This window comes from Exiguobacterium aurantiacum DSM 6208 (assembly GCF_000702585.1).
Lineage (GTDB): Bacteria > Bacillota > Bacilli > Exiguobacteriales > Exiguobacteriaceae > Exiguobacterium > Exiguobacterium aurantiacum.
In genome coordinates, this window is sequence record NZ_JNIQ01000001.1 from 2,181,656 (window position 1) to 2,202,269 (window position 20,614).

General features: G+C 52.5%; 26 protein-coding genes. All 26 read right to left on the reverse strand.

Annotation, left to right across the window (positions count from 1 at the left end; genetic code table 11):
• Positions 1–57 precede the first annotated feature (57 nt).
• Entirely contained in the window at positions 58–618 is a 561-nt protein-coding gene (gene frr / locus P398_RS0111520) for a ribosome recycling factor (RefSeq protein ID WP_024370131.1), read from the reverse strand.
• A complete protein-coding gene (pyrH, locus tag P398_RS0111525) occupies positions 615–1,340 on the reverse strand; it encodes a UMP kinase (RefSeq protein WP_029335372.1) in 726 nt (241 codons plus the stop codon). Before pyrH ends, frr begins: the two co-directional genes overlap by 4 nt.
• 106 nt (positions 1,341–1,446) lie before the next feature.
• Positions 1,447–2,328 carry a translation elongation factor Ts gene (gene tsf / locus P398_RS0111530; RefSeq protein WP_024370129.1) on the reverse strand — a complete coding sequence of 294 codons (882 nt, stop codon included), beginning with the start codon at positions 2,326–2,328 and terminating at the stop codon, positions 1,447–1,449.
• Between the two features lie 116 nt (positions 2,329–2,444).
• The gene (rpsB, locus tag P398_RS0111535) at positions 2,445–3,185 is read right to left on the reverse strand and encodes a 30S ribosomal protein S2 (protein ID WP_021067146.1); all 741 of its coding nucleotides are present in this window, start codon (positions 3,183–3,185) and stop codon (positions 2,445–2,447) included.
• 151 nt (positions 3,186–3,336) lie between these two features.
• On the reverse strand, positions 3,337–3,696 hold the full coding sequence (locus P398_RS0111540) for a hypothetical protein (protein ID WP_029335374.1): 360 nt from the start codon (positions 3,694–3,696) through the stop codon (positions 3,337–3,339).
• A gap of 12 nt (positions 3,697–3,708) precedes the next feature.
• Positions 3,709–4,479, reverse strand: coding sequence for a FliA/WhiG family RNA polymerase sigma factor (locus P398_RS0111545; RefSeq protein ID WP_029335375.1), 771 nt, complete (start codon positions 4,477–4,479; stop codon positions 3,709–3,711).
• Positions 4,480–4,491: 12 nt separating this feature from the next.
• Positions 4,492–4,977: a chemotaxis protein CheD gene (locus P398_RS0111550; protein WP_024370126.1), complete on the reverse strand. Its 486-nt coding sequence runs from the start codon at positions 4,975–4,977 to the stop codon at positions 4,492–4,494.
• Positions 4,970–5,569: a chemotaxis protein CheC gene (locus P398_RS0111555; protein WP_024370125.1), complete on the reverse strand. Its 600-nt coding sequence runs from the start codon at positions 5,567–5,569 to the stop codon at positions 4,970–4,972. The genes P398_RS0111550 and P398_RS0111555 overlap by 8 nt, the downstream gene beginning before the upstream one ends.
• Entirely contained in the window at positions 5,559–5,990 is a 432-nt protein-coding gene (locus tag P398_RS0111560) for a chemotaxis protein CheW (protein WP_024370124.1), read from the reverse strand. The genes P398_RS0111555 and P398_RS0111560 overlap by 11 nt, the downstream gene beginning before the upstream one ends.
• A 12-nt stretch (positions 5,991–6,002) precedes the next feature.
• Positions 6,003–7,979 carry a chemotaxis protein CheA gene (locus P398_RS0111565; protein WP_024370123.1) on the reverse strand — a complete coding sequence of 659 codons (1,977 nt, stop codon included), beginning with the start codon at positions 7,977–7,979 and terminating at the stop codon, positions 6,003–6,005.
• A gap of 19 nt (positions 7,980–7,998) precedes the next feature.
• Complete coding sequence (locus P398_RS0111570) at positions 7,999–8,838, reverse strand: MinD/ParA family protein (protein ID WP_029335376.1); 840 nt, start codon at positions 8,836–8,838, stop codon at positions 7,999–8,001.
• On the reverse strand, positions 8,817–9,884 hold the full coding sequence (locus tag P398_RS0111575) for a flagellar biosynthesis protein FlhF (protein WP_029335382.1): 1,068 nt from the start codon (positions 9,882–9,884) through the stop codon (positions 8,817–8,819). Before P398_RS0111575 ends, P398_RS0111570 begins: the two co-directional genes overlap by 22 nt.
• Positions 9,885–11,906, reverse strand: a complete 2,022-nt coding sequence (flhA, locus tag P398_RS0111580; RefSeq protein ID WP_174233467.1) for a flagellar biosynthesis protein FlhA — start codon at positions 11,904–11,906, stop codon at positions 9,885–9,887. It abuts the gene before it with no gap.
• Between the two features lie 10 nt (positions 11,907–11,916).
• Positions 11,917–13,008: a flagellar biosynthesis protein FlhB gene (gene flhB / locus P398_RS0111585; RefSeq protein ID WP_029335383.1), complete on the reverse strand. Its 1,092-nt coding sequence runs from the start codon at positions 13,006–13,008 to the stop codon at positions 11,917–11,919.
• Entirely contained in the window at positions 13,005–13,775 is a 771-nt protein-coding gene (gene fliR / locus P398_RS0111590; RefSeq protein WP_024370118.1) for a flagellar biosynthetic protein FliR, read from the reverse strand. Before fliR ends, flhB begins: the two co-directional genes overlap by 4 nt.
• On the reverse strand, positions 13,772–14,044 hold the full coding sequence (fliQ, locus tag P398_RS0111595) for a flagellar biosynthesis protein FliQ (protein WP_024370117.1): 273 nt from the start codon (positions 14,042–14,044) through the stop codon (positions 13,772–13,774). The genes fliR and fliQ overlap by 4 nt, the downstream gene beginning before the upstream one ends.
• An 11-nt stretch (positions 14,045–14,055) precedes the next feature.
• On the reverse strand, positions 14,056–14,721 hold the full coding sequence (gene fliP, locus P398_RS0111600) for a flagellar type III secretion system pore protein FliP (RefSeq protein WP_024370116.1): 666 nt from the start codon (positions 14,719–14,721) through the stop codon (positions 14,056–14,058).
• Complete coding sequence (locus tag P398_RS0111605) at positions 14,718–15,215, reverse strand: flagellar biosynthetic protein FliO (protein WP_029335385.1); 498 nt, start codon at positions 15,213–15,215, stop codon at positions 14,718–14,720. The genes fliP and P398_RS0111605 overlap by 4 nt, the downstream gene beginning before the upstream one ends.
• Positions 15,212–15,577, reverse strand: a complete 366-nt coding sequence (locus P398_RS0111610) for a response regulator (RefSeq protein WP_024370114.1) — start codon at positions 15,575–15,577, stop codon at positions 15,212–15,214. Before P398_RS0111610 ends, P398_RS0111605 begins: the two co-directional genes overlap by 4 nt.
• A 12-nt stretch (positions 15,578–15,589) precedes the next feature.
• Entirely contained in the window at positions 15,590–16,696 is a 1,107-nt protein-coding gene (gene fliY / locus P398_RS0111615) for a flagellar motor switch phosphatase FliY (protein ID WP_029335386.1), read from the reverse strand.
• Complete coding sequence (gene fliM / locus P398_RS0111620; RefSeq protein WP_029335388.1) at positions 16,693–17,682, reverse strand: flagellar motor switch protein FliM; 990 nt, start codon at positions 17,680–17,682, stop codon at positions 16,693–16,695. The genes fliY and fliM overlap by 4 nt, the downstream gene beginning before the upstream one ends.
• A gap of 9 nt (positions 17,683–17,691) precedes the next feature.
• Positions 17,692–18,141 carry a flagellar basal body-associated FliL family protein gene (locus tag P398_RS0111625; protein WP_024370111.1) on the reverse strand — a complete coding sequence of 150 codons (450 nt, stop codon included), beginning with the start codon at positions 18,139–18,141 and terminating at the stop codon, positions 17,692–17,694.
• Positions 18,134–18,352, reverse strand: coding sequence for a flagellar FlbD family protein (locus P398_RS0111630; RefSeq protein WP_024370110.1), 219 nt, complete (start codon positions 18,350–18,352; stop codon positions 18,134–18,136). The genes P398_RS0111625 and P398_RS0111630 overlap by 8 nt, the downstream gene beginning before the upstream one ends.
• A complete protein-coding gene (flgG, locus tag P398_RS0111635; RefSeq protein WP_024370109.1) occupies positions 18,352–19,143 on the reverse strand; it encodes a flagellar basal body rod protein FlgG in 792 nt (263 codons plus the stop codon). Before flgG ends, P398_RS0111630 begins: the two co-directional genes overlap by 1 nt.
• An 11-nt stretch (positions 19,144–19,154) precedes the next feature.
• Positions 19,155–19,589: a flagellar hook capping FlgD N-terminal domain-containing protein gene (locus tag P398_RS0111640; RefSeq protein ID WP_024370108.1), complete on the reverse strand. Its 435-nt coding sequence runs from the start codon at positions 19,587–19,589 to the stop codon at positions 19,155–19,157.
• Positions 19,561–20,595, reverse strand: coding sequence for a flagellar hook-length control protein FliK (locus tag P398_RS0111645; RefSeq protein WP_029335390.1), 1,035 nt, complete (start codon positions 20,593–20,595; stop codon positions 19,561–19,563). Before P398_RS0111645 ends, P398_RS0111640 begins: the two co-directional genes overlap by 29 nt.
• Between the last annotated feature and the right edge of the window lie 19 nt (positions 20,596–20,614).

Below are 20,614 nucleotides of genomic sequence, written 5' to 3' on the forward strand. Positions count from 1 at the left end.
AGGGACCCTCTCAATAAAAGGGTCCCCACACAGCTTTTTGGTATACCACTTCCGTGATTACACTTCCATGATTTCTTTTTCTTTGACCGCTGCAGATTCATCAATCTTTTTGATGTAAGAATCCGTTAACGTTTGGACGTCGTCCGCATAGCCGCGAAGATCGTCTTCCGTCAAATCACCGTCTTTTTCGAGTTTCTTCAAGTTCTCGTTGGCGTCACGGCGGACGTTACGGACCGCTACTTTCGCTTCTTCCGCATACTTCTTCGTGATTTTAACGAGTTCTTTGCGGCGCTCTTCCGTTAAAGCTGGGATGGCGAGACGGATGACCGTACCGTCAGACGATGGTGACAAACCGAGGTCCGCTTTTTGAATCGCTTTCTCAACTTCCGAGACGAGTGATTTGTCCCACGGTTGAATCAAGAGAAGGCGCGCTTCTGGGGTGTTGATGTTCGCCACTTGGTTGAGTGGCGTCGGCACACCGTAGTAATCGACTTGGACCGGGTCCAAAATCGATGCGCTCGCGCGACCTGTGCGAAGCGTCCCGAAGTCGCGTTTAAGCGCGGCATGGGCTTTCTCCATTTTTTCTTCAGCAGTTTTCAACACTTCATTTACACTCATGAATTGATTCCTCCTACTACCGTCCCGATATGTTCCCCGAGTACGACACGTTTAATGTTTCCTTCTTCAAGCAATGAGAATACAATTAGTGGAATATGATTGTCCATACAGAGTGATGTCGCCGTCGAGTCCATGACTTGGAGACCGTCTTTGAGTACGTCCAAGTACGTGAGCGTCTCGTACTTCACCGCTTCCGGGTCGTGTTTCGGGTCGGCAGAATAGACGCCGTCCACGTTGTTTTTCCCCATCAGGATGACGTCAGCTTCAATTTCGGCTGCCCGAAGTGCCGCTGTCGTGTCTGTCGAGAAATACGGGTTGCCCGTTCCGGCCGCGAAGATGACGACACGTCCTTTTTCAAGGTGACGCATTGCACGACGACGGATGTACGGTTCCGCGACTTGGCGCATTTCAATCGATGTTTGGACGCGTGTTTGGACGTCGTGTGATTCAAGGCTGTCTTGAAGGGCGAGTGAGTTAAGGACTGTCGCGAGCATGCCCATATAATCGGCGTTCGCCCGGTCCATACCGAGTTCGCTACCGGTTTTCCCGCGCCAGATGTTGCCGGCGCCAACGACGACGGCGACTTCTACACCCATTTCCACGAGTTCTTTAATTTGTCCAGAAATCGAGTTGACGATCGATGGATCGATGCCGTACCCTTGATTACCTGCGAGCGCTTCTCCACTCAATTTTAACACAATTCTCTTATATTTCGGTTCCATACTTTGCCTCCTCTTGCTTGAAAAAAGGGAACACGCTCCCTTAACGAACTAACTCAAGGTTATACAGACGTGTTCCCAATTTTGAATGCATCACGTGTGACGCAGATTATTTTTTAAGTTGGTTCATAACTTCTTCAGCAAAGTTTTCTTCGCGTTTTTCCATGCCTTCGCCGACTTCGAAACGTACGAACGAGTTGACACGGCCGCCTTTAGACTCTACATATTTCCCAACTTTGAAGTCAGCATCTTTGACGAATGTTTGGTCAACGAGGCAGATTTCCTCGAAGTACTTGTTCATGCGTCCTGCGATCATCTTCTCGACGATGTTCGCTGGCTTGCCTTCGTTGAGTGCTTGTTCAGTCAAGACTTTCTTCTCGCGGTCAGCTTCTTCAGCAGAAACTTCGTCGCGTGTCGCGTAAAGTGGACGTGCTGCTGCTACGTGCATCGCAACGTCTTTCGCAACTGTCTCGTCTGTCGTGCCGTCGATGATGACGACCGAACCGATGCGTCCGCCCATGTGGAGGTATGTGCCGAACACAGCGTTGTCCGCTTTTTCAAGGACTGCGATACGACGAAGTGAGATTTTCTCTCCGATTGTCGATGCTTCTTCTTGAATGTGTGTCTCGAGCGTCTTACCTGCTACGAATTCAGAAGCGAGTGCTTCTTCCACTGTCGCTGCGCCTGAAGCGAGGACTGCGTTCGCAACGTCGGAAACGAGCGTTTGGAACTTCTCGTTTTTCGCAACGAAGTCTGTTTCTGAGTTCACTTCGACGAGTGTAGCTTTGTTGCCGTCAACCGCTACTGCCGTCAAACCTTCTGCTGCGATGCGATCGCCTTTAGCTGCTGCTTTTGCGATCCCTTTTTCACGAAGGAAGTCGACTGCCGCTTGCATGTCACCGTTTGTTTCAGTGAGTGCTTTTTTGCAATCGAGCATACCTGCGCCTGTTTTTTCACGAAGTTCTTTTACCATTGCTGCTGTAACTGCCATCGGAAATTCCTCCTTGTAACACTACAAATTTTTAGAAGAAGGCACGATGCCTTCATATGCATGTCCTAAAAAAAGGTGATAAAAGGCTTTCCCTTTATCACCTGTTGTCTAACTGATTACTCAGCTTCTGTAGCTTCTGCTTCAGGTGCTACAGCTTCTTCAGCAACTTCTTCTTCGCCTTGTTTCGCTTCGATGATTGCATCTGCCATCTTCGAAGTGAGCAATTTAACCGCACGAATCGCATCGTCGTTCGCTGGGATGACGTAGTCGATCTCGTCTGGATCACAGTTTGTATCGACAATCGCAACGATTGGGATGTTCAATTTGTGAGCTTCTGCAATCGCGATACGCTCTTTGCGTGGGTCAACGATGAAGAGTGCATCTGGAACGCCTGGCATATCTTTGATTCCGCCGAGGAACTTCTCAAGACGTGTCATTTCTTTTTTCAAGATGATGACTTCTTTCTTAGGAAGTACTTCGAACGTGCCGTCTGCTTCCATTTTCTCAAGTTGCTTCAAGCGGTTGATACGCTTTTTGATTGTTGAGAAGTTTGTGAGTGTTCCACCCAACCAACGCTCGTTGATGAAGTACATACCTGAACGGAGTGCTTCTTCTTTGATCGTGTCTTGAGCTTGTTTTTTCGTACCTACGAAGAGGACGTTTCCGCCTTCTGCCGCGAGTTCACGAACGAAGTTGTAAGCTTCGTCTACTTTTTTGACCGTCTTTTGAAGGTCGATGATGTAGATCCCGTTACGCTCCGTGAAGATGTATTTCGCCATTTTTGGGTTCCAACGGCGTGTTTGGTGACCGAAGTGGACACCTGCTTCGAGCAATTGTTTCATTGAAATTACTGCCATGATAAATTTCCTCCTTGTGGTTTAAAAAGTCCTCCGCCTCGTTCATCTTTGTATTCCGACCTTTCGGCACCGAGGAATACCATCCCGAGACGTGTGTGATGTGTTTAACACCGAGAATTACTATAGCATATGTCACCGAATCCGGCAACTCTCACTTGCTCCGAAATTTTGCATATAACGCCATCTCGCCTTCTCCTTTTCCAAGAAGACGGGCCGCGTCGCGCACAGAGTGCCGGAGTAACGTCTCTTCGACGAGTTGTTGGTCCGATGGTTGATCCTCTTCCACTCGCTGAACGGGAAGTGAATCCGGTTCACGCGACGTCGATTCAACCACAACCTCTTGTTTGACGACATCGTTCATCGATTCCATGAACGACAACAACAGCGCCTCGGTTTCACGCTTCTCGACCTCGAGCCGTTCCACCCGTTCCTTCAACGTCTGTAGCTGCTTAAACACGATGAGGAGGGCGTAAGTGACGACGATAGCCACGATGAGTAATACGATTGTCATCTGTTCCCCTCCTCACGATGTCTTTTCTTCTAAATAAGAGCGTCCGAGCGCTGCTTTGAGTGTCTTCAACGCTTTTGAATGGATTTGCGAGATGCGTGACGTCGACAAGTCGAGCACCTCACCGATCTCGGTCAACGTCAACTCGTCAAAATAAAAGAGTGAGACGACGAGCCGCTCTTTTTCGGACAGATGTTCGATTTCGGTCGTCAACACATCGATGAGCTCACGTTGCAACAGCGTCTCTTCCGGTTTCTCTGAATCCGGGTCAAAATACGTGACGGACATGACTTTTCCTTCTTCTTGTAACGTCACCGCCTCATCAATCGACAACATGTTAGCGAAATATCCTTCCGCCATCGCTTTCTCAATCTCTGAAACCGGCAACGCGCAGGCAGCGGCCAGTTCTTCTTTCGTCGGTGCGCGGTGCAACGACTGCTCGAGCTGTTCGGCGATTTGGTCGATTTTTTTGACCCGCTCCCGGACCGAACGCGGCAACCAGTCGATTTTCCGAAGTCCATCGATGATTGCCCCGCGGATCCGAAACGCCGCATACGTATCAAACTTATTGTTGTGTTCTGGATCATATTTCATGAGGGCATCGTACAATCCCATGTAACCCAAACTCTTCAATTCGTCGCGTTCGACGCTTTTCGGGAGCGTCACGATCATTCGTTGTACGTGATAATGGATGAGAAATTCATAATGAGATAATAGTTCGTTCGCCGTATCCATATCACGGTCACTGTTCCAACGATCCCACAACTGAGTAAGCTGAGTCGTCATGTCGATCCCCCCTTAAATTTCTTTTGTTCCTACACTGACAGTCCGAATCGATAAGACGGACGTCGCCACATCAAATTCGATCGTGCGGCCGTTATGGCCGCCGCAATCTTCAGCGACAAGCGGGATCCGGTGCGCTTTCAACGCTTTTCGAATCGCCTCGGCGTTTCGTTCACCGATTCGCATCGCCTCGTTCTCATACTTGAATTGAAACATTTGGGCGCCTCCGGCCATTTTCGCCTGCAACCGGTTCGCCCCGGCCTGATTTAATGATTTCACGAGCGCGTCGATCGCCGTATCGGCGTACTTACCTACCTCGATCGTCTGATGTTTGCGGGCGATATTCGAATCTGGCAACATGACGTGGGCCATCGCCGCCACTTGGGTGCGGACGTCAAACAGGATCACCCCGACACATGAACCGAGACCGGCCGTGCGAAGGCGGTTCGGTGCCGACGTCTGCTTCCATTCGGCGATGCCGATTTTGAGCACTTCAGCCATGGCCGAGCAACCGCCGTTCGATTTGTTTAAGTGAGCCGTGCGTCGGTAGGAACAACACATGGCCAGCACTCACTTTGTCGTCTATTAAGAATGTCGTATCGATATAAAGCGCCGCATCTTCTTCCGGTTGGACCGAAGTGACGACGAATTCGACGATCGACCCGGCCATGTCGATCGCTGTCGCCGGTACTTGAATCATGATCGGCGTCATGAGCCAATCGCTCAAGGCACGGGCATACGCCCCGCTCATAATGTTTCCGATCTCTTCCCAAGCCGACTGGCCGAGTTCGTCCGCCGCGGCGAACGTGAACGGCGTCCCAATCAATGATGTGACCATCGTCTCGGCATCGTCGACCGGGAACAAGATGAGGATCATGCCACTAATGTCTCCTCCGAGTTCGAGCAAGACGGACGCGACGTGCCGCTCGGGACCGCCGACACGTTCCGGCAAGTAAGTGATCGGTTCCATCTCGGCAGACGAGACGGTGATGTTGACCGGTTTTGCCAAGAGTGTCGACAACGCCGTGGCGGCGTGACCCGACCCGATGTTGCCGAGCTCTTTCAACAAATCTTGTTCAAACTCACTCAGCATGCTGGTCCTCGAACAAGGCGTTGGCGTCGAGGAGTGAGAACAACTTGTCTTCCCCTTTCGCGATCGCCGTCAAATGCGCCGACAACATATCCTGACTCGATTCCGGGATCGGCTCGATGCGCACGTCGTCGCTTTCGACGACTTCGTTCGCTCGATCGACGATAAACCCGGCGTCTCCTTGATTCAAAGAGGCGATGAGAATGCGCGTCTCGTCTGTCGCTTCGATTTCCTCGTAGCCGAGACGGAGGCGAAGATCGATCACCGGGGTGACGACCCCCCGTAAGTTGATGACACCTTTCACATGTGCCGGGGCGTTCGGGACCCGGGTCACCGGTTGCAGACGCTCAATCGAACGGACCGATTGGACGTCGATGCCGTACGTGTTGTCTGCGAGTGAGAAGACTACCCATTTTTGTTCCATCATTCTTCCTCCTTAAAAGAGATCGTTGCTGTCGACGATCAAGGCGACACGCCCGTCTCCAAGAATCGTTGCGCCCGAGATCGCCGGAATACCTTCTAAATATGACCCGAGCGGTTTCATGACAATTTCTTGCTGGCCGATCAAGTCGTTCACGACGACACCGACAAGTTTGTTCCCTTTGCGTACGACGACGACAGGGAATTGTGATTTCGTCTCGGCGTCGATGCCGAACATCTCTTTCAAATAGACGAGCGGCACGAGTTGTCCCCGGAAATCGAAGACGCGTTCACGGTGCGCCGTCAAAATATCGGCTTCATCGAGCAGCGTCGTCTCGAGGATCGAGGAGAGCGGGATGGCATACGTTTCATCGCCAGCTAACACGAGCATCGCCGAGATGATCGACAGCGTGAGCGGGAGGCTGACTTGGAACTTCGTCCCTTGACCGACGACGGTCTCAAGCGAGACGACCCCACCGAGCGATTCGATTTTGTTTTTGACGACGTCCAGTCCGACACCGCGGCCCGACAAGTCTGTGACGACGTCCGCCGTTGAAAACCCAGGTGCGAAGATGAGCATCGCCAGTTCGTTGTCCGACATCGCCGCCGCCTCGTCGGCTGTGAGGACACCGCGTTCGAGCGCTTTGGCCCGGACTTTATCGACGTTAATGCCGGCACCGTCGTCCTCGATTTCGATGAAGACGCGGTTGCCGCCGTGATAGGCGCGCAGTGACAATTTTCCTTGTTTGTCTTTCCCGGCTTGTTCACGAACTTCAGGCAACTCAATCCCGTGGTCGATGGCGTTACGGATCAAGTGGACGAGCGGGTCGCCAATCTCATCGATGACGGTCCGGTCGAGCTCGGTTTCGGCACCTGTGATATCGAGTTGGACTTTCTTATGGATGTCTTTCGCGACCGAGCGTACCATGCGCGGGAACCGGTTGAACACTTGCTCGATCGGCATCATCCGAAGTGTCAAGACGAGCGATTGCAACTCGTTCGTCCCTCGTTTGATCTTCTCGACCGTCTCATTCAACTCAGGCTGACCGACTTCATCGGCGAGACGCTCGAGGCGTCCACGGTCGATGATGAACTCTTCGAACAAGTTCATGAGCCGGTCGATCCGTTCTAGGTTGACCCGAATCGTCTTCGCTTGGGCGACGGGTTGGTCTTTCACTTCTTCGACTTCTTGCGCGGACGGTTGTGGCTTCACTTCGGGCACAGCGACTGCTTCAACGCTCGCCGCGACTTCCGGTACGCTCTCGTGTGCGCTCGTGAACACCGTCACTTGCACCCGTTCGACTTCTGACACTTGCGACACGGCATGCTCGATCACTTCGGCCGACTCTTGCGACAAGAACAACACATCGAACGAGAGCTCAAACTGTTCTTGTTCAATCGCTTCTGTATCCGGCACCGTCCGGACGACTTCGCCGAGCTCTTGCAAGCGATCGAACACCATGTAGGCACGGGCCGCTTTCAAAACGACCGCGTCCGACAGTTTGACGTTTAGCTGGAACGCCTCGAAACCGGTCTGTTTCGCTTGCTCGACGACCGAGTCGGTATATAAGTCGACAGTGAACGGCGAGACCTCCTCGATGGCTGCGGACTCTTCATGACCGATGAACGATTGGAACGCCTTCACCGTCGCACCGACGTCGACGTTCGACCCTCTGCCGCCGCTCTCGATGTCGGCGATCATCTCTTCAATCTGCTCCATCGCAGAGAACATCGTATCGAGCAACAGTTGGTTGCTTTCTTTCTTTCCGCCTCGAACGAGGTCGAGCGCGCTCTCCATCTCGTGCGTCAAGTTGGCGACATGTTCATAGCCCATCGTCGCCGACATCCCTTTAAGTGTATGCGCCGAGCGGAAAATCTCTTGGACCGCCTCAAAACTTCCCGTCTGTTCGAGCTTCAACAACTGCGTGTTGACCGACTGGATATGCTCTTGTGCCTCATCTAAAAACAACCCTAAGTATTCGTTCACGTCCATCTATATTGCCTCCCTGTCGTTAGACTCGGTTCCACTGGCGTCGTAAGTTCCCGACTAAGCGATCCATGAAGTGACGCGGCCTAGGTGGCGTCCCGGTGAGCGTCGTCAATACACGCTCGAGTCGCCAGCTGATATCACTTTTTCGGTCGAATTCATAAAACGGGACTTGGGCGATGACCGCTTTTCTGACAGACGGGTCATCGGGTAGAAAGCCGAGGAATCGAATCGATTTATTTAAAAATTGCTTACATGCGACTTCCATTCGTTCAAAACATTGAAGCGCCTCGTCCCCGGACTGGGCACGATTGACGATGACCCCGAGCGGTAAATCAGGATATTGCTGATGGACGAGTTTCGTATACGCGTAACCGTCCATGAGCGAAGTTGGCTCCGGCGTCAAAATCAAGAACATCTCATCGCATCCGGCGATGAACTGAAGTGACGTGTCGGTCGCCCCCGCTCCCATGTCAAACAAGACATAGTCATAGTCGGTCAACACTTCAAGTTCGCGCATTAAAAATTGCATGTCGCTGTCTGAGAATTGGACTAACGCATCGAGTCCGCTTCCCCCATGTAATATATCGACACCATGGACGTCTTTCTGAACAGAGGAGACGAGCGGAATCCGAGCTTTCACAGAATCGACCATCGTTCTTGAACGTGACGCGTTCAAGAGGATGTGTACGTTCGCCATGCCAAGGTCGAGGTCGACGATCAAGACGCGTTTACCGAGTTCGACGAGCCCGATCGCTGTGTTGACACAGACGTTCGTCTTCCCGACCCCGCCTTTGCCGCTAGCGAAGGCGATGGTCGTCGGTGCGCTATCCGTTTTTGCCCTTAGACGCCTTGCTTGGTCCATCGCGGCCACCCTTCTTTCTGAAGCATCTTCCGTGTCAATCGTTCCGGTGTGCCTTCGACGAGGTCGTCCGGCACTTCCTGTCCGTCCGTCAACCAGGCGACCGGAAGACCGCTGTCACGGACGAGTTTATACATGGCATGGATGTCGCTCGTCTCATCCGCTTTCGTAAAGATGAGGGACCCGAGCGGCAATTGCTCGAACTGGCTATAAATCATCTCCATATCTTTCAACTTGGATGTCAAACTGAGGACGAGCGACAAGTTCGTCTCTGAAAAGTCGTGATGCTGGTGGAACTGTTCGACGTACGCCTCGTCGCGGAAATTGCGCCCGGCGGTATCGATCAAGACGATGTCTTTCCTTGCGAACAGTTGCTTCGCCCGTTTGAAGTCATCGAAGTCGTACGCCACTTCGACCGGGATGTTCAAAATCTCGGCGTACGTCTTGAGCTGCTCGATGGCGGCGATTCGATACGTGTCGGTCGTGATCAATCCGACCGTCTTGCCTTCATCGAGCTTATAATGAGCGGCCAGTTTCGCGAGCGTCGTCGTCTTGCCGACACCGGTCGGCCCGACGAGCATGACGTAGCGTAGCGTATCCGGGACTGGCGGGAAGGCCCGTTCAATCTGGTCGTGAACGAACTGTTCGACGGCCTCGATCGACTTCGTCGTGTAAAACAGTTCATTGAGCTGTTCTTCCCATGCCGTCCCTTGAAACGATTCCGTTGAAAGCAACGTCTCGATGTGCTCCATCCCCTGCGGTAAACGCCGGGGGACAGATAATACCGGTGCTGCGTCAGGTGCCGGCTTCTGATTTCGTGCCTCTGGCGCGGTCGGACGTTTCACCGCGATTGCTTCCGTCCGCGGCTTCGTGTGGAGCGGCGCTTTTTCGAGCGCGGCGATAACTTCGACTTGTTTCGAAGCGAACAACCCGAACCATCCCGTCTTCACTTGACGGGAGTTCAAGATGACGGCCTCGTCGCCGAGTTCTTGCTTCACTTTCGCCATCGCCTCGCTCATCGTCTTACCGGTAAACTTTTTGATCTGCATTTAAATCACCCCAATACTTTTCACTTCGACCGAACTGAGCAGTTCGTTATAGGCGAGCACCGGTACGTCCGGATAGTAACGCTCGAGCAGTTGTCTGACGAATAAACGAATCGTCGGAGAACAGAGGATGACGGCCGAGGCGCCGTAGCGTTCGAACATCGATAGCTGTTCGCCCGAACGTTCGATGATCTCGCGCGCTTGATCGGGATCAAGCGCCAAATAATTCCCGAACTCCGTTTTCTGGACAGCGTCTTGAATGAGTTGTTCCGTCTGTCCTCCGAGCGTGACGACGTACAACGGTCCGTCCGGTGGGCTGACTTGGTCCGTCAGTTGACGGGACAGTCCTTGACGACAGTATTCCCCAAGAATCTCGGCATCTTTCGTCACTTTGCCGTAGTCGGCCATCGTCTCAAACAAGAGCGGCAAATTGCGAATCGAGACGTGCTCTTTCAATAGATGGCGGAGCACTTTTTGAATGTCCCCGATGGATAAGACGGCCGGCGTGACGTCTTCGACGAGTACCGGGTGCGTCTCTTTCAAATGTTCGACAAGTTGTTTCGTCTCTTCCCGACCGAGCAGATCGGCAGCATGTTTCTTGAGCGTCTCCGTCAAGTGTGTCGCCACGACTGACGGCGGGTCGACGACCGTGTACCCGCTCATCTCGGCACGAGCACGCGTCTCTTCATCAATCCATAACGCCGGGAGACCGAATGCCGGTTCGGTCGTCTCGATGCCGTACACTTCGGGGTCTTCGATTCCTGGGCTCATCGCCAAGTAGTGATCGAGTAACAGTTCCCCTTCGGCGACGACGTTGCCTTTCACTTTAATCCGATACGCGTTCGGCGACAGTTGCAAATGGTCACGGATTCGGACCGTCGGCAAGATGAAACCGAGTTCAAGCGCGAGCTGACGACGAATCATGACGACGCGATCGAGCAAGTCACCGCCTTGCGATTCATCGGCAAGCGGGATCAATCCGTATCCGAACTCGAACTCGATCGCATCGATTTGTAGGAGCGAGACGACCGTCTCCGTCGGTGCGGCCGGTTCTTCGTCGGGCAAAGGTTGTTCGATGGCCCGTTTTATATTCCGCCGCATCGCATACGCACCGTAAAAAGCGACACCGGCGATGAGGAGTGTCACCGGAAGCAGGCTCGGTGAAATGATACCGAGCATAATGACGATTGACCCTGCGATGTAAAGCAACGTCGGATTCTGTCCGAGCTGGTCGACGACGTCTTCGCCTAGATTGCCGTCCGAGACGGCACGGGTGACGATAATACCGGTCGCCGTCGAGATGAGGAGCGCCGGGATCTGTCCGACGAGGCCGTCCCCGATCGTCATGAGCGAGAACGTTTGAAACGCCTGTCCGACCGGGAGTCCCATTTGGACACTCCCGATGATGATCCCGAAGATCAAGTTGATGACGACGATGATGATACCGGCGATGGCATCTCCTTTGACGAACTTCGAGGCCCCGTCCATCGACCCGTAAAAGTCGGCCTCACTTTGAATCTTTTTGCGACGGATTTGAGCTTGCTTGTCATCGATCAGACCCGAGTTCAAATCGGCATCGATCGCCATCTGTTTCCCTGGCATCGCATCAAGCGTGAAGCGGGCCGATACTTCCGAGACCCGTTCCGCACCTTTTGTGATGACGACGAATTGGATGATGACGAGGATGAGGAAGACGACGAATCCGACGAGTACGTTCCCGCCGACGACGAAGTTACCGAACGTGGCGATGACTTCTCCACCGTAGCCGTTCGATAAAATCGAGCGGGTCGTCGATACGTTCAATCCAAGTCGGAACAACGTCACGATCAGTAAGAGCGACGGGAAGACCGAGAAATCGAGCGCTTCCCGCGCGTTCATGGCCACGAGCAAGATGAGCAGGGCAATCAATATATTGACAATGATCAGAAAATCTAACATGAATCCCGGTAACGGGATGACGAGCATGACGACGATCATGAGAACGCCAATCAATACCGCGAAATCTTTAGCTTTTACAGCCAACACATACTCCTCCTCAAGACGGTTGTTTCAGTTGGTAGACGAACGCGAGTACTTCGGCGATCGCTTGATAAAATGACTCGTCGACGACTTCCCCGATCTCCATTTGCGCATACAAGGCGCGGGCGAGCGGTTTATTCTCGACAATCGGGATTTTGTGCTCTTTTGCCACATCGCGAATGTGGAACGCGACGCGGTCGACTCCTTTGGCGACGACGAGCGGTGCGAAGTCTTTTTGGTCGTCGTAACGGATAACGACGGCAAAATGGGTCGGGTTCGTGATGACGACGTCGGCGTTTGGAATCTCTTGCATCATGCGGCGCATCGCCATCTCCCGCTGTTGTTGCTTGATTTTCGACTTGATGAGCGGGTCACCTTCACTGTTCTTATACTCATCTTTAATGTCTTGCTTGGACATCCGAATCGATTTTTCAAAGTCAAACCGTTGATAGAAAAAGTCGAACAGTGCGAGTGCGAGCAAAGCAACGCTCACCCAAAGTCCGAGCTCGATCGTGATGCTCGCGAGCGCGACGATCGATTCCCGGACGTGTTCGACAGCCATACGGGACAGCTTGTCTTGGTTTTGCCAAAGGACGGTGACGGCGGTCGTCAGGATCATCAATAATTTGAATAAGGACTTTAAAAATTCGACGACCGCTTTCATGCTGACAATCCGTTTGACCCCTTTGAGCGGGTCGATTCGTTCGAGTTTCGGCTGAATCGCCTCCGTCGAGAAGAGCGGTCCAATCTGAAAGTAGTTGACCAAGACGCCGAACACGACCGCAACGATGAAGAATGGGGCCAGAATAAGCCCAACTCGGAACAACAAATAGACGAGCATACCGGCCATGCCGTTTGACAAGTCGGTCAATAAATAATTCGGTCCGAGCAAATCTTTCGTCAACGTGAACAGTTGTTTCCCGATGTACGGGCCGAGAAAAGAGAGCATGAGAAACATGGCGAACAAGGCAAACGCACCGGTCAAATCGGCTGATTTGGCGACTTGGCCCTTCTTCCGTGAGTCTTGGCGTTTTCGCGGGGTCGCTTTTTCTGTTTTTTCTCCTGCAAAAAACTGAAGATCGACCGATAAAGGATATAGAGGCTTCATGAAACGTCTCCTAACAGCGTCATAAAATCACGCAACACGTCTTGCAACAATGGGATGAACTGGCTGATGCCATTCAACGTCAGACCCATCATGACGACCATGACCGAGAACCCGGCGATGAGTTTGAATGAAAAACCGATCGCGAAGATGTTGAACTGTGGCGCCGATTTTGCTAAAAACCCTAGCGCCAAGTCGACGAGCAGTAACGACGCCATCATCGGCAGGGCGAGCTGTAAGGCGACGAGCATCGTCATCGTGACGACTTTTACCGCCATCATGAGTGACGCTTCGGTGAAATTGATCATCGGTTGACCGGGTGGATAAATTTGAAAACTATAATAAATCCCGTCGATGAGCAGTAAATGCATATTCGTCGACAGCATGATGAACAGCGTGAAAATATAGTAAAACCGTCCAATGAGCGGAGATTGTCCGCCAAACATCGGGTCGTACGCCGAAGCCATCGCCAAACCTAACTGAAGGTCGATGACACCGCCGGCGATTTGCGGGGCGAAGAACAATATATTGATCAAAATGCCGAGCAATAGCCCGATGAGCACTTCATACAATACTTGCACGATGAACGCCTCGCTCATTTGAATCGGTTCCGTCACCGTGAACATCGCATAATAAGCGAGTAACGCGCTGAACGCGACGCGGTGCATGACCGGTAGCTGGCGTGACGAGAAGAGCGGCACGCTGACGAAAAAACCGGAAAGCCGCGCGAACGTCAAACCGTAAAGACTGATGAAGTCGACCGCATTCATTTCGAGGCAACCTCGACCATCAGTTCAAAGATCATCCGGGTGAACCCCTCGATTTGTTGCAACATCCAAGGACCGAAGACGACGAGCCCGATAAAGACCGAAACGATCTTTGGGACGAAAGAGAGCGTCTGCTCTTGAATTTGTGTCGTCGCCTGTAATATCGAAATGACGAGACCGACGACGAGGGAGATGAGCAGTAGCGGCATCGCAATCTTGAGCAATGTCCACACACTCTCTGTCGCCAAATAAATGACCATTTCCTGCGTCATAATCGTTCCTCCTACATACTTCTAAGCAGTGACTCCACGATCAAATGCCACCCATCCACTAATACGAACAACAACAGTTTGAACGGTAAGGCAATCATGACCGGCGGGAGCATCATCATCCCCATCGACATGAGCACACTCGCCACGACCATATCGATGATCAAAAACGGCAAGAAAATCATGAACCCGATTTGAAACGCCGTCTTCAGCTCGCTGATGGCGTAAGCTGGCACCATTGCGAGGAGCGGCACGTCTTCAATCGACTCCGGTTGCTCATAGTTGCCGTACTTGATGAACAGTTGCAAGTCTTCTTGGCGCGTATATTTTGCCATGAATCGTTTCATCGTATTGCTCGCCTCTTCGAACGCCTCGTCTTGACTGATCTGGTCGTCCATGTAAGGCGTGAGTGCCTTCTCATTCAAGTCGGACAATACCGGTGACATGACGAACAATGTGATGAACAGCGCGAGGCCGATAATGAGCTGGTTCGGCGGCGTTTGTTGCGTCCCGAGTGCCGGGCGTATGAATGACAACACGACGACGACACGCGTGAAGCACGTCATCAAAATCAAGAACGACGGAGCGAGCGTGAGCAGCGTCAACACGACGAGCAACTTGATCGACGTCGACGTACTGTCCGGTGTTTCTAAGTTGATCAATTGTTCAATCGTCGTCATTGATTCTTCCTCGCTTGTTCAATCTGGGACAACTGTTGTTTAAACGTATCTAAAAATGCGGAGCCGTTCGAACCGGTCACCGGTAAATTTTCAGTCACTTCCTCATCAAGCGTGTCTGACTCGACACGATCAATCAATTGAATCGATTCCCCGACACCGAGCACATACACTTGGTCGCCGAGTTTGACGAGTTGGACCGAACGATCTTTCCCGAGCGGTACACCGCCTAAATGTTTCATATGTTGGGCCGTCTTCACCCCTTGCGTCCGAGCGCTCAACCAGCGCATCAAGACGATAAAACCACCGATAACGACGACGAGGCTGAGAATAACCTTCACTAGCGTGCCAATCGTCGAAACGGTAGTCGACTCCGTTTTCGGGGTCTCTGTCTGCTCTTGCTGTTGCTCGAACTGCTTCTCGACGGTGGCGGCCTCAACCGTGGCCGGCCCATACAGACCGACCACGAGAAGGATAATCAACCACCACTTGTTCATTGTGCGACCGTTTTAGAGACTGCTTCGATGACACGTTCCGCGTTGAACGGCTTCACGATGAAATCTTTCGCTCCAGCTTGAATCGCATCGATGACCATCGCTTGCTGGCCCATCGCCGAACACATGATCACTTTCGCGTTCGAATCGAAACCGCGAATCTCTTTAAGTGCCGCGAGTCCGTCCATCTCAGGCATCGTGATATCAAGCGTGACGAGGTCAGGCGTCAATTCGCGATACTTCGCGACCGCGTCTACACCGTTCTCCGCCTCACCGACGACTTCAAACCCGTTCTTCGTTAAAATATCTTTGATCATCATGCGCATGAACGCCGCATCGTCTACCACTAAAATTTTTGCACTCATTGTTCTTCCTCCTTAAACGATTCCAATCCGCTCGTGCGGTTGAATGATTTCTGTCACGCGTACCCCGAAGTTTTCTTCGATGACGACGACTTCGCCGCGGGCAATGCGTTGTTGGTTCACATATATATCGACAGGTTCCCCTGCCAACTTATCTAGTTCGATGATCGACCCTTGCGACAATTCGAGTACTTCTCGTACCGAACGTTTCGTCCGGCCGAGTTCGACCGTCACGTTGAGCGGGACGTCGTAGAGCAAGCCTAAGTTTGCCGGCACCGGGTCATAAGAACTCGGGGCGTGGAGCGGCATGAATTCCGCTTGGCTAACCGCCACTTCAGGCGTTGCTTTCGTCTCCGGACGCGGTGCCGTAGCGACCGGTCTGGCCGGTTCCGGTTGTTTTGTCGGTTCCGGTTGTTTCGGTGAGACAGGCGCCGGCTGAGGCGACGTGGCCGCCATCAGTTCGTTGACGAGTTGCTTTCCGAATTCGATTGGGGCGATTTGAACGATTTTTGAGTCAATCAACGTCCCGACTTTCAAGTTGAACTCGATGAGCACCATCGTCTCCCACAGTTCGAGCCGATCGATGATCGTCTGCGTTTTTGTCGCGTCGAACACTTCGACGTGCGGCGGTGAGATATCGATTTTTTTCGAGAAGACGGTCGACAACGACGTCGCTGCCGCCCCCATCATTTGGTTCATCGCCTCTTGGACGGCTGAAAGACGGATCTCGTCAAGTCCTTCCGCATCGACGCCGATACCGGTCCCACCGAGCATCAAGTCGGAGATGATGGCTGCGTCTTCTCGCGTCAACACGAGCACGTTCTCTCCTTTCAATCCTTCGGTGTAACCGACACGAAGCGCGACGTGCGGCGTCGGATAACGCTCGCGTAACGCCTCGATTTTCACTTCACTGACGACCGGCGTCGTGATCTCGACTTTCTGTTGCAACAGTGTCGATAACGCCGTCGCCGAGTTTCCGAACGAGATATTCCCGATTTCGCCGAGCGCGTCGCTTTCCATCGAGTCTAAATGTTCTTCTTGTGCTACTTCTTGCGGTGCCGAGTTGTCGCTCGTCCCTCGTAATAACGCGTCGATTTCATCTTGTGACAACATCTCACTCATTGCTCTTCCTCCTTCACCCGGTGTAATACTTGGACCGCCATCCGTTTCCCGCTCACACCGACTTGCCCTCTAAACACTTTATTTTCCCCTATCATGACCGACAGCGGTTCTTTCACTAACTGATCGAGCGTCAAGCAGTCACCCACTTCTAAATGCAACAAGTCTCCGAACGTGATCGTCGTCTCACCGAGTAAAGAGACGACCTCGACCGACGAATTCATCAATTGAGCTTTGAGCGGTTCTTTACTGCTTCCGGTCGCGTTGCGCCGGTTCGCCTCTTGCATCCAATAATGACTCGACAGCTTCGAGAGGACCGGTTCGATCGTGACGAACGGCAGGCAGACGTTAATCGTCCCGCTCACTTCACCGATCGTCACCCCGATCGAAACGAGAACGACCGTCTCGTTCGGTGACACAAGCTGAAGAAACTGGGGATTCACTTCGACGGCCGTCATCTCGGACTTCACTTCCGCGATCGACTCCCAGGCGTCTCCGTACGAGGAAAACGCACGTTTGTAAAGTTGTGTCAAAATCCGCATCTCGATTTCGGTGAAACTGTCGACTTTCTCGATTTCCACTCCCGGTCCGCCGAGCAGACGATCGAGCATCGCGTAAGAGATGTTCGGGTTGACTTCAATGATGAAACGACCGTTAAGTGGCGGTGCTTCGATCAAATTGATCATCGTCATGCTCGGGATGGAATGAATGAACTCGTCATACGGCAGCTGTTCGACCGAATTGACGGTGAACTGGACGTACGTACGGAGTTGCGCCGAGAAAAATGTCGTCAACATCCGTGTGAAATGCTCATGGATGCGGGTGAGGCTGCGGATCTGGTCTTTCGAGAAACGGACGGCCCGTTTGAAATCGTATTGCCGGACTTTCCGTTCTTCTTCTTGGGCCAAAAACGAATCCGCCTCGACGTCTCCGCTACTTAGCGCTGATAACAGGGCATCAATTTCTTGTTGAGACAGTACTTCTCCCATGATGCCACCTCACTGTATGATTTTCTTCGTCATGTAGACGCGCTGAACCTCACCTTTTTCAAGCAGGCCGTTCAATTGTTCGCGCAGCGACTGTTCAAACTTTTGCATATCTTCTTTCGTTGTGAGCTGTGCTTTCGTCATTCCGGCCAAATCACCAAGGATGACGTTGTGCACTTGGAACTTCCGTAGCTCAAGGTCTTCTCTCGTCTCGGCAGAGTCTGTGACGACCGTGAACTGGACGTTGATGAAGCGTTCATCTTGAATGTTCGTCGTCATGTCATCCGTCGTGAAGCTCCGTTCGGCCAACTCTACGGCCGTGACCGGTTTCGTCTTGGCCGTCACGTTGTCGCCGAACAAATATTTATAAGTCATAAACCCGGCTCCCCCCATGACGAGCAGGACGACGAGCAGGATGAGCACCATCTTCATGGCGCCGCCTTTTTGTTTTTCTTCACTCATCTTCTTCACCTCTTGTGACTATCGTTCCAACCAGACCGATCGTACGGTAAAATGCCGTCGTCCGGTCGATGACGTCTTGCTTCGTTTCTTTGACGATGTACGTCTTGCCGTTAAACAAGTGGATAATCGTGTCCGGCTCCGCCTTGACCGTCTCAATGAACAAGGCGTTCAACACGAACGCATCACCGCGTAGGCCCGTGACGCGAATCATCAGCGTTTCAAGTTGACGAGTTCTTGTAAAATCTCGTCCGATGTCGTGATGATACGGGTGTTCGCTTGGAATCCACGTTGCGCGACAATCATTTCGGTGAACTCTTCAGACAAGTCGACGTTCGACATCTCGAGCGCGCCGGAGACGAGCTCACCTCGACCTTGTTGCCCCGGAATACCTGGGTTTGGGTTGCCTGAGTTTTGTGATTGGATGAAGTTATTCGCACCGACTTTTGAAAGACCAGCGTTGTTGGCGAACGTGACGACTTGAATTTGGCCGACCGTCGTCGACGCACCGGCGTCGTTGACGTAACTCACTTGACCGTCTTTCCCAATCGATAGTGATTTCGCCCCAGGCGGGATGGTGATTTTTTGTCCGGTCGTGCTGAGCAAGTAGGAACCATCGCCGTTGACGATGTCGCCGGCGTTGTCCGTATAGAAGTTACCGGCACGTGTATATTGCGTTTGTCCGTTCACGTTGAGTGCGAAGAACCCTTCGCCTGAAATCCCGACGTCGAGGGCGCGACCTGTATTTTGCATCGCACCTTGGTTGTAGACGTTATCGACGGTCGCCATCGTGCCCCCGAGTCCGACTTCTTTCGGGTTGACCCCACCGCTGACCGCGTTGGCGGCGGTGGCGCTGCCGACTTGTTGGCTGACGAGGTCCTTGAACGTGACACGACCTTTTTTGTAGCCGAACGTGTTAACGTTGGCGATGTTGTTCCCGATGACGTCAAGCTTGGACTGGAAGTTCTTAAGTCCACTGATTCCTGAGTACATTGCTCTTAACATGGTAATTCCTCCTATGCTTGTTTGATGGACGTGATGTCGTATACGCTGACGGACGTGCCGTCTTCAAGGTCTGCCATATAACCGGCCTCGTCCGTTCTCGAAATTGAGATGACACGAGCCGATCCTCTGATCGTCTCGGTGGCCGTCTCGGTCTTATAGTCGATCGTCTTGCCAATCATGTTGCTGAACTCGGAGATAGATGACATATGACGGTCGACGAGCACCGAATCGAGCTGCTTCGAAATTGTCTGCATCTGCTCGAGTGAAGAGAACTGTGCCATCTGGGCGATAAACTCTCGGTCTTCCATCGGCGACATCGGATCTTGGTTCGCGAGCTGCGCGAGCAGCAATTTCAAGAACATGTTTTTGTCGTATTGATTCGTTGCTTTTGGGGCTGATTGATCTGGCAACGAGAAATCATTCGTCTTCGGTTGGATGGTCGTCATCTTCTGACTCTCCTTTCGATGGTTCCTGCTGCTCCTGCTCTGCTTCTGACTGTTCCCCTGAGAACGTCGAAGATTTCGCATCGAGTGCCTGTTGCGTCAAGTTCAGTTCGACCCGAACGTTCGGCGAGAGCGGTTGGAGTGTTTGATGCAACTGCTGAAGTTGCGATTGGAGCAGTTGCTTCGCATCTTGGTTGCTCGCGAACAACTTCACGACGAGTTCACCGTTCGTCCGTTCGAGCTTCACGACAAGTTCTCCTAGTTGTTCCGGATAAAGCCGGACGGTGAATACTTTCGACCCATCCGCCCCGCTTTGGAACGGGGCCCGATGAAGCGCCGCTTCAATCCGGGCCTTCAAATTTTCCGGAAGCGAGCTTTTCGAAGCGTACATGATTGTGTCCACATCGATTTGCGGTTTTGTCCAAGTTGTTCCTTTCGGGACCAACTCGATCGTCTCTTTCACGATCGACGTCCACGATGTTTCAACTTGTTTTGGAGCGGGTACTGTTTTAGGGGTCTGTCCTAACGTGCCGTTAAACTGCGTCACGATTTGTTGAATGACACGGACGTTCGCTTCGAGCGCCCCTTTGTCCGCCTCGCCTTTTACGTCGCGTTCTTTCAACGTCGGTACCGGGACGAGCGTATTTGTCACGAGTGGTGCTTGGGCTTGTGCCTGCACGGCAAGTTCGTCCGTGACGACAGCTGTGCCAGCTTGGGACAACAAACCGGTATAAGCATCCATGAACTGACGATACGCATCTTGCGGTAACGCTTTCAACCATTCGAGGCTCTCAGGCTTTTGAAGCCACTGTTCAAGTTCGTTTGACAATTGGTCGAGCGCAATCGTTTGTTTCGGCTCAGCGGGCTCCATTTCCGCTTCAGGCGTCTCGATGAACGTTCCGAGCATCGAAGACAGCAACTGTAAAAATTGACCGGTCGGGGAAGGCGTTGCTTCCCCGCCTTTTTGCGTCGTTCCTTGAACCGCTTGGGCGAGCAAGGCGATATTCATGGTCGTGTCCTCCTCACGT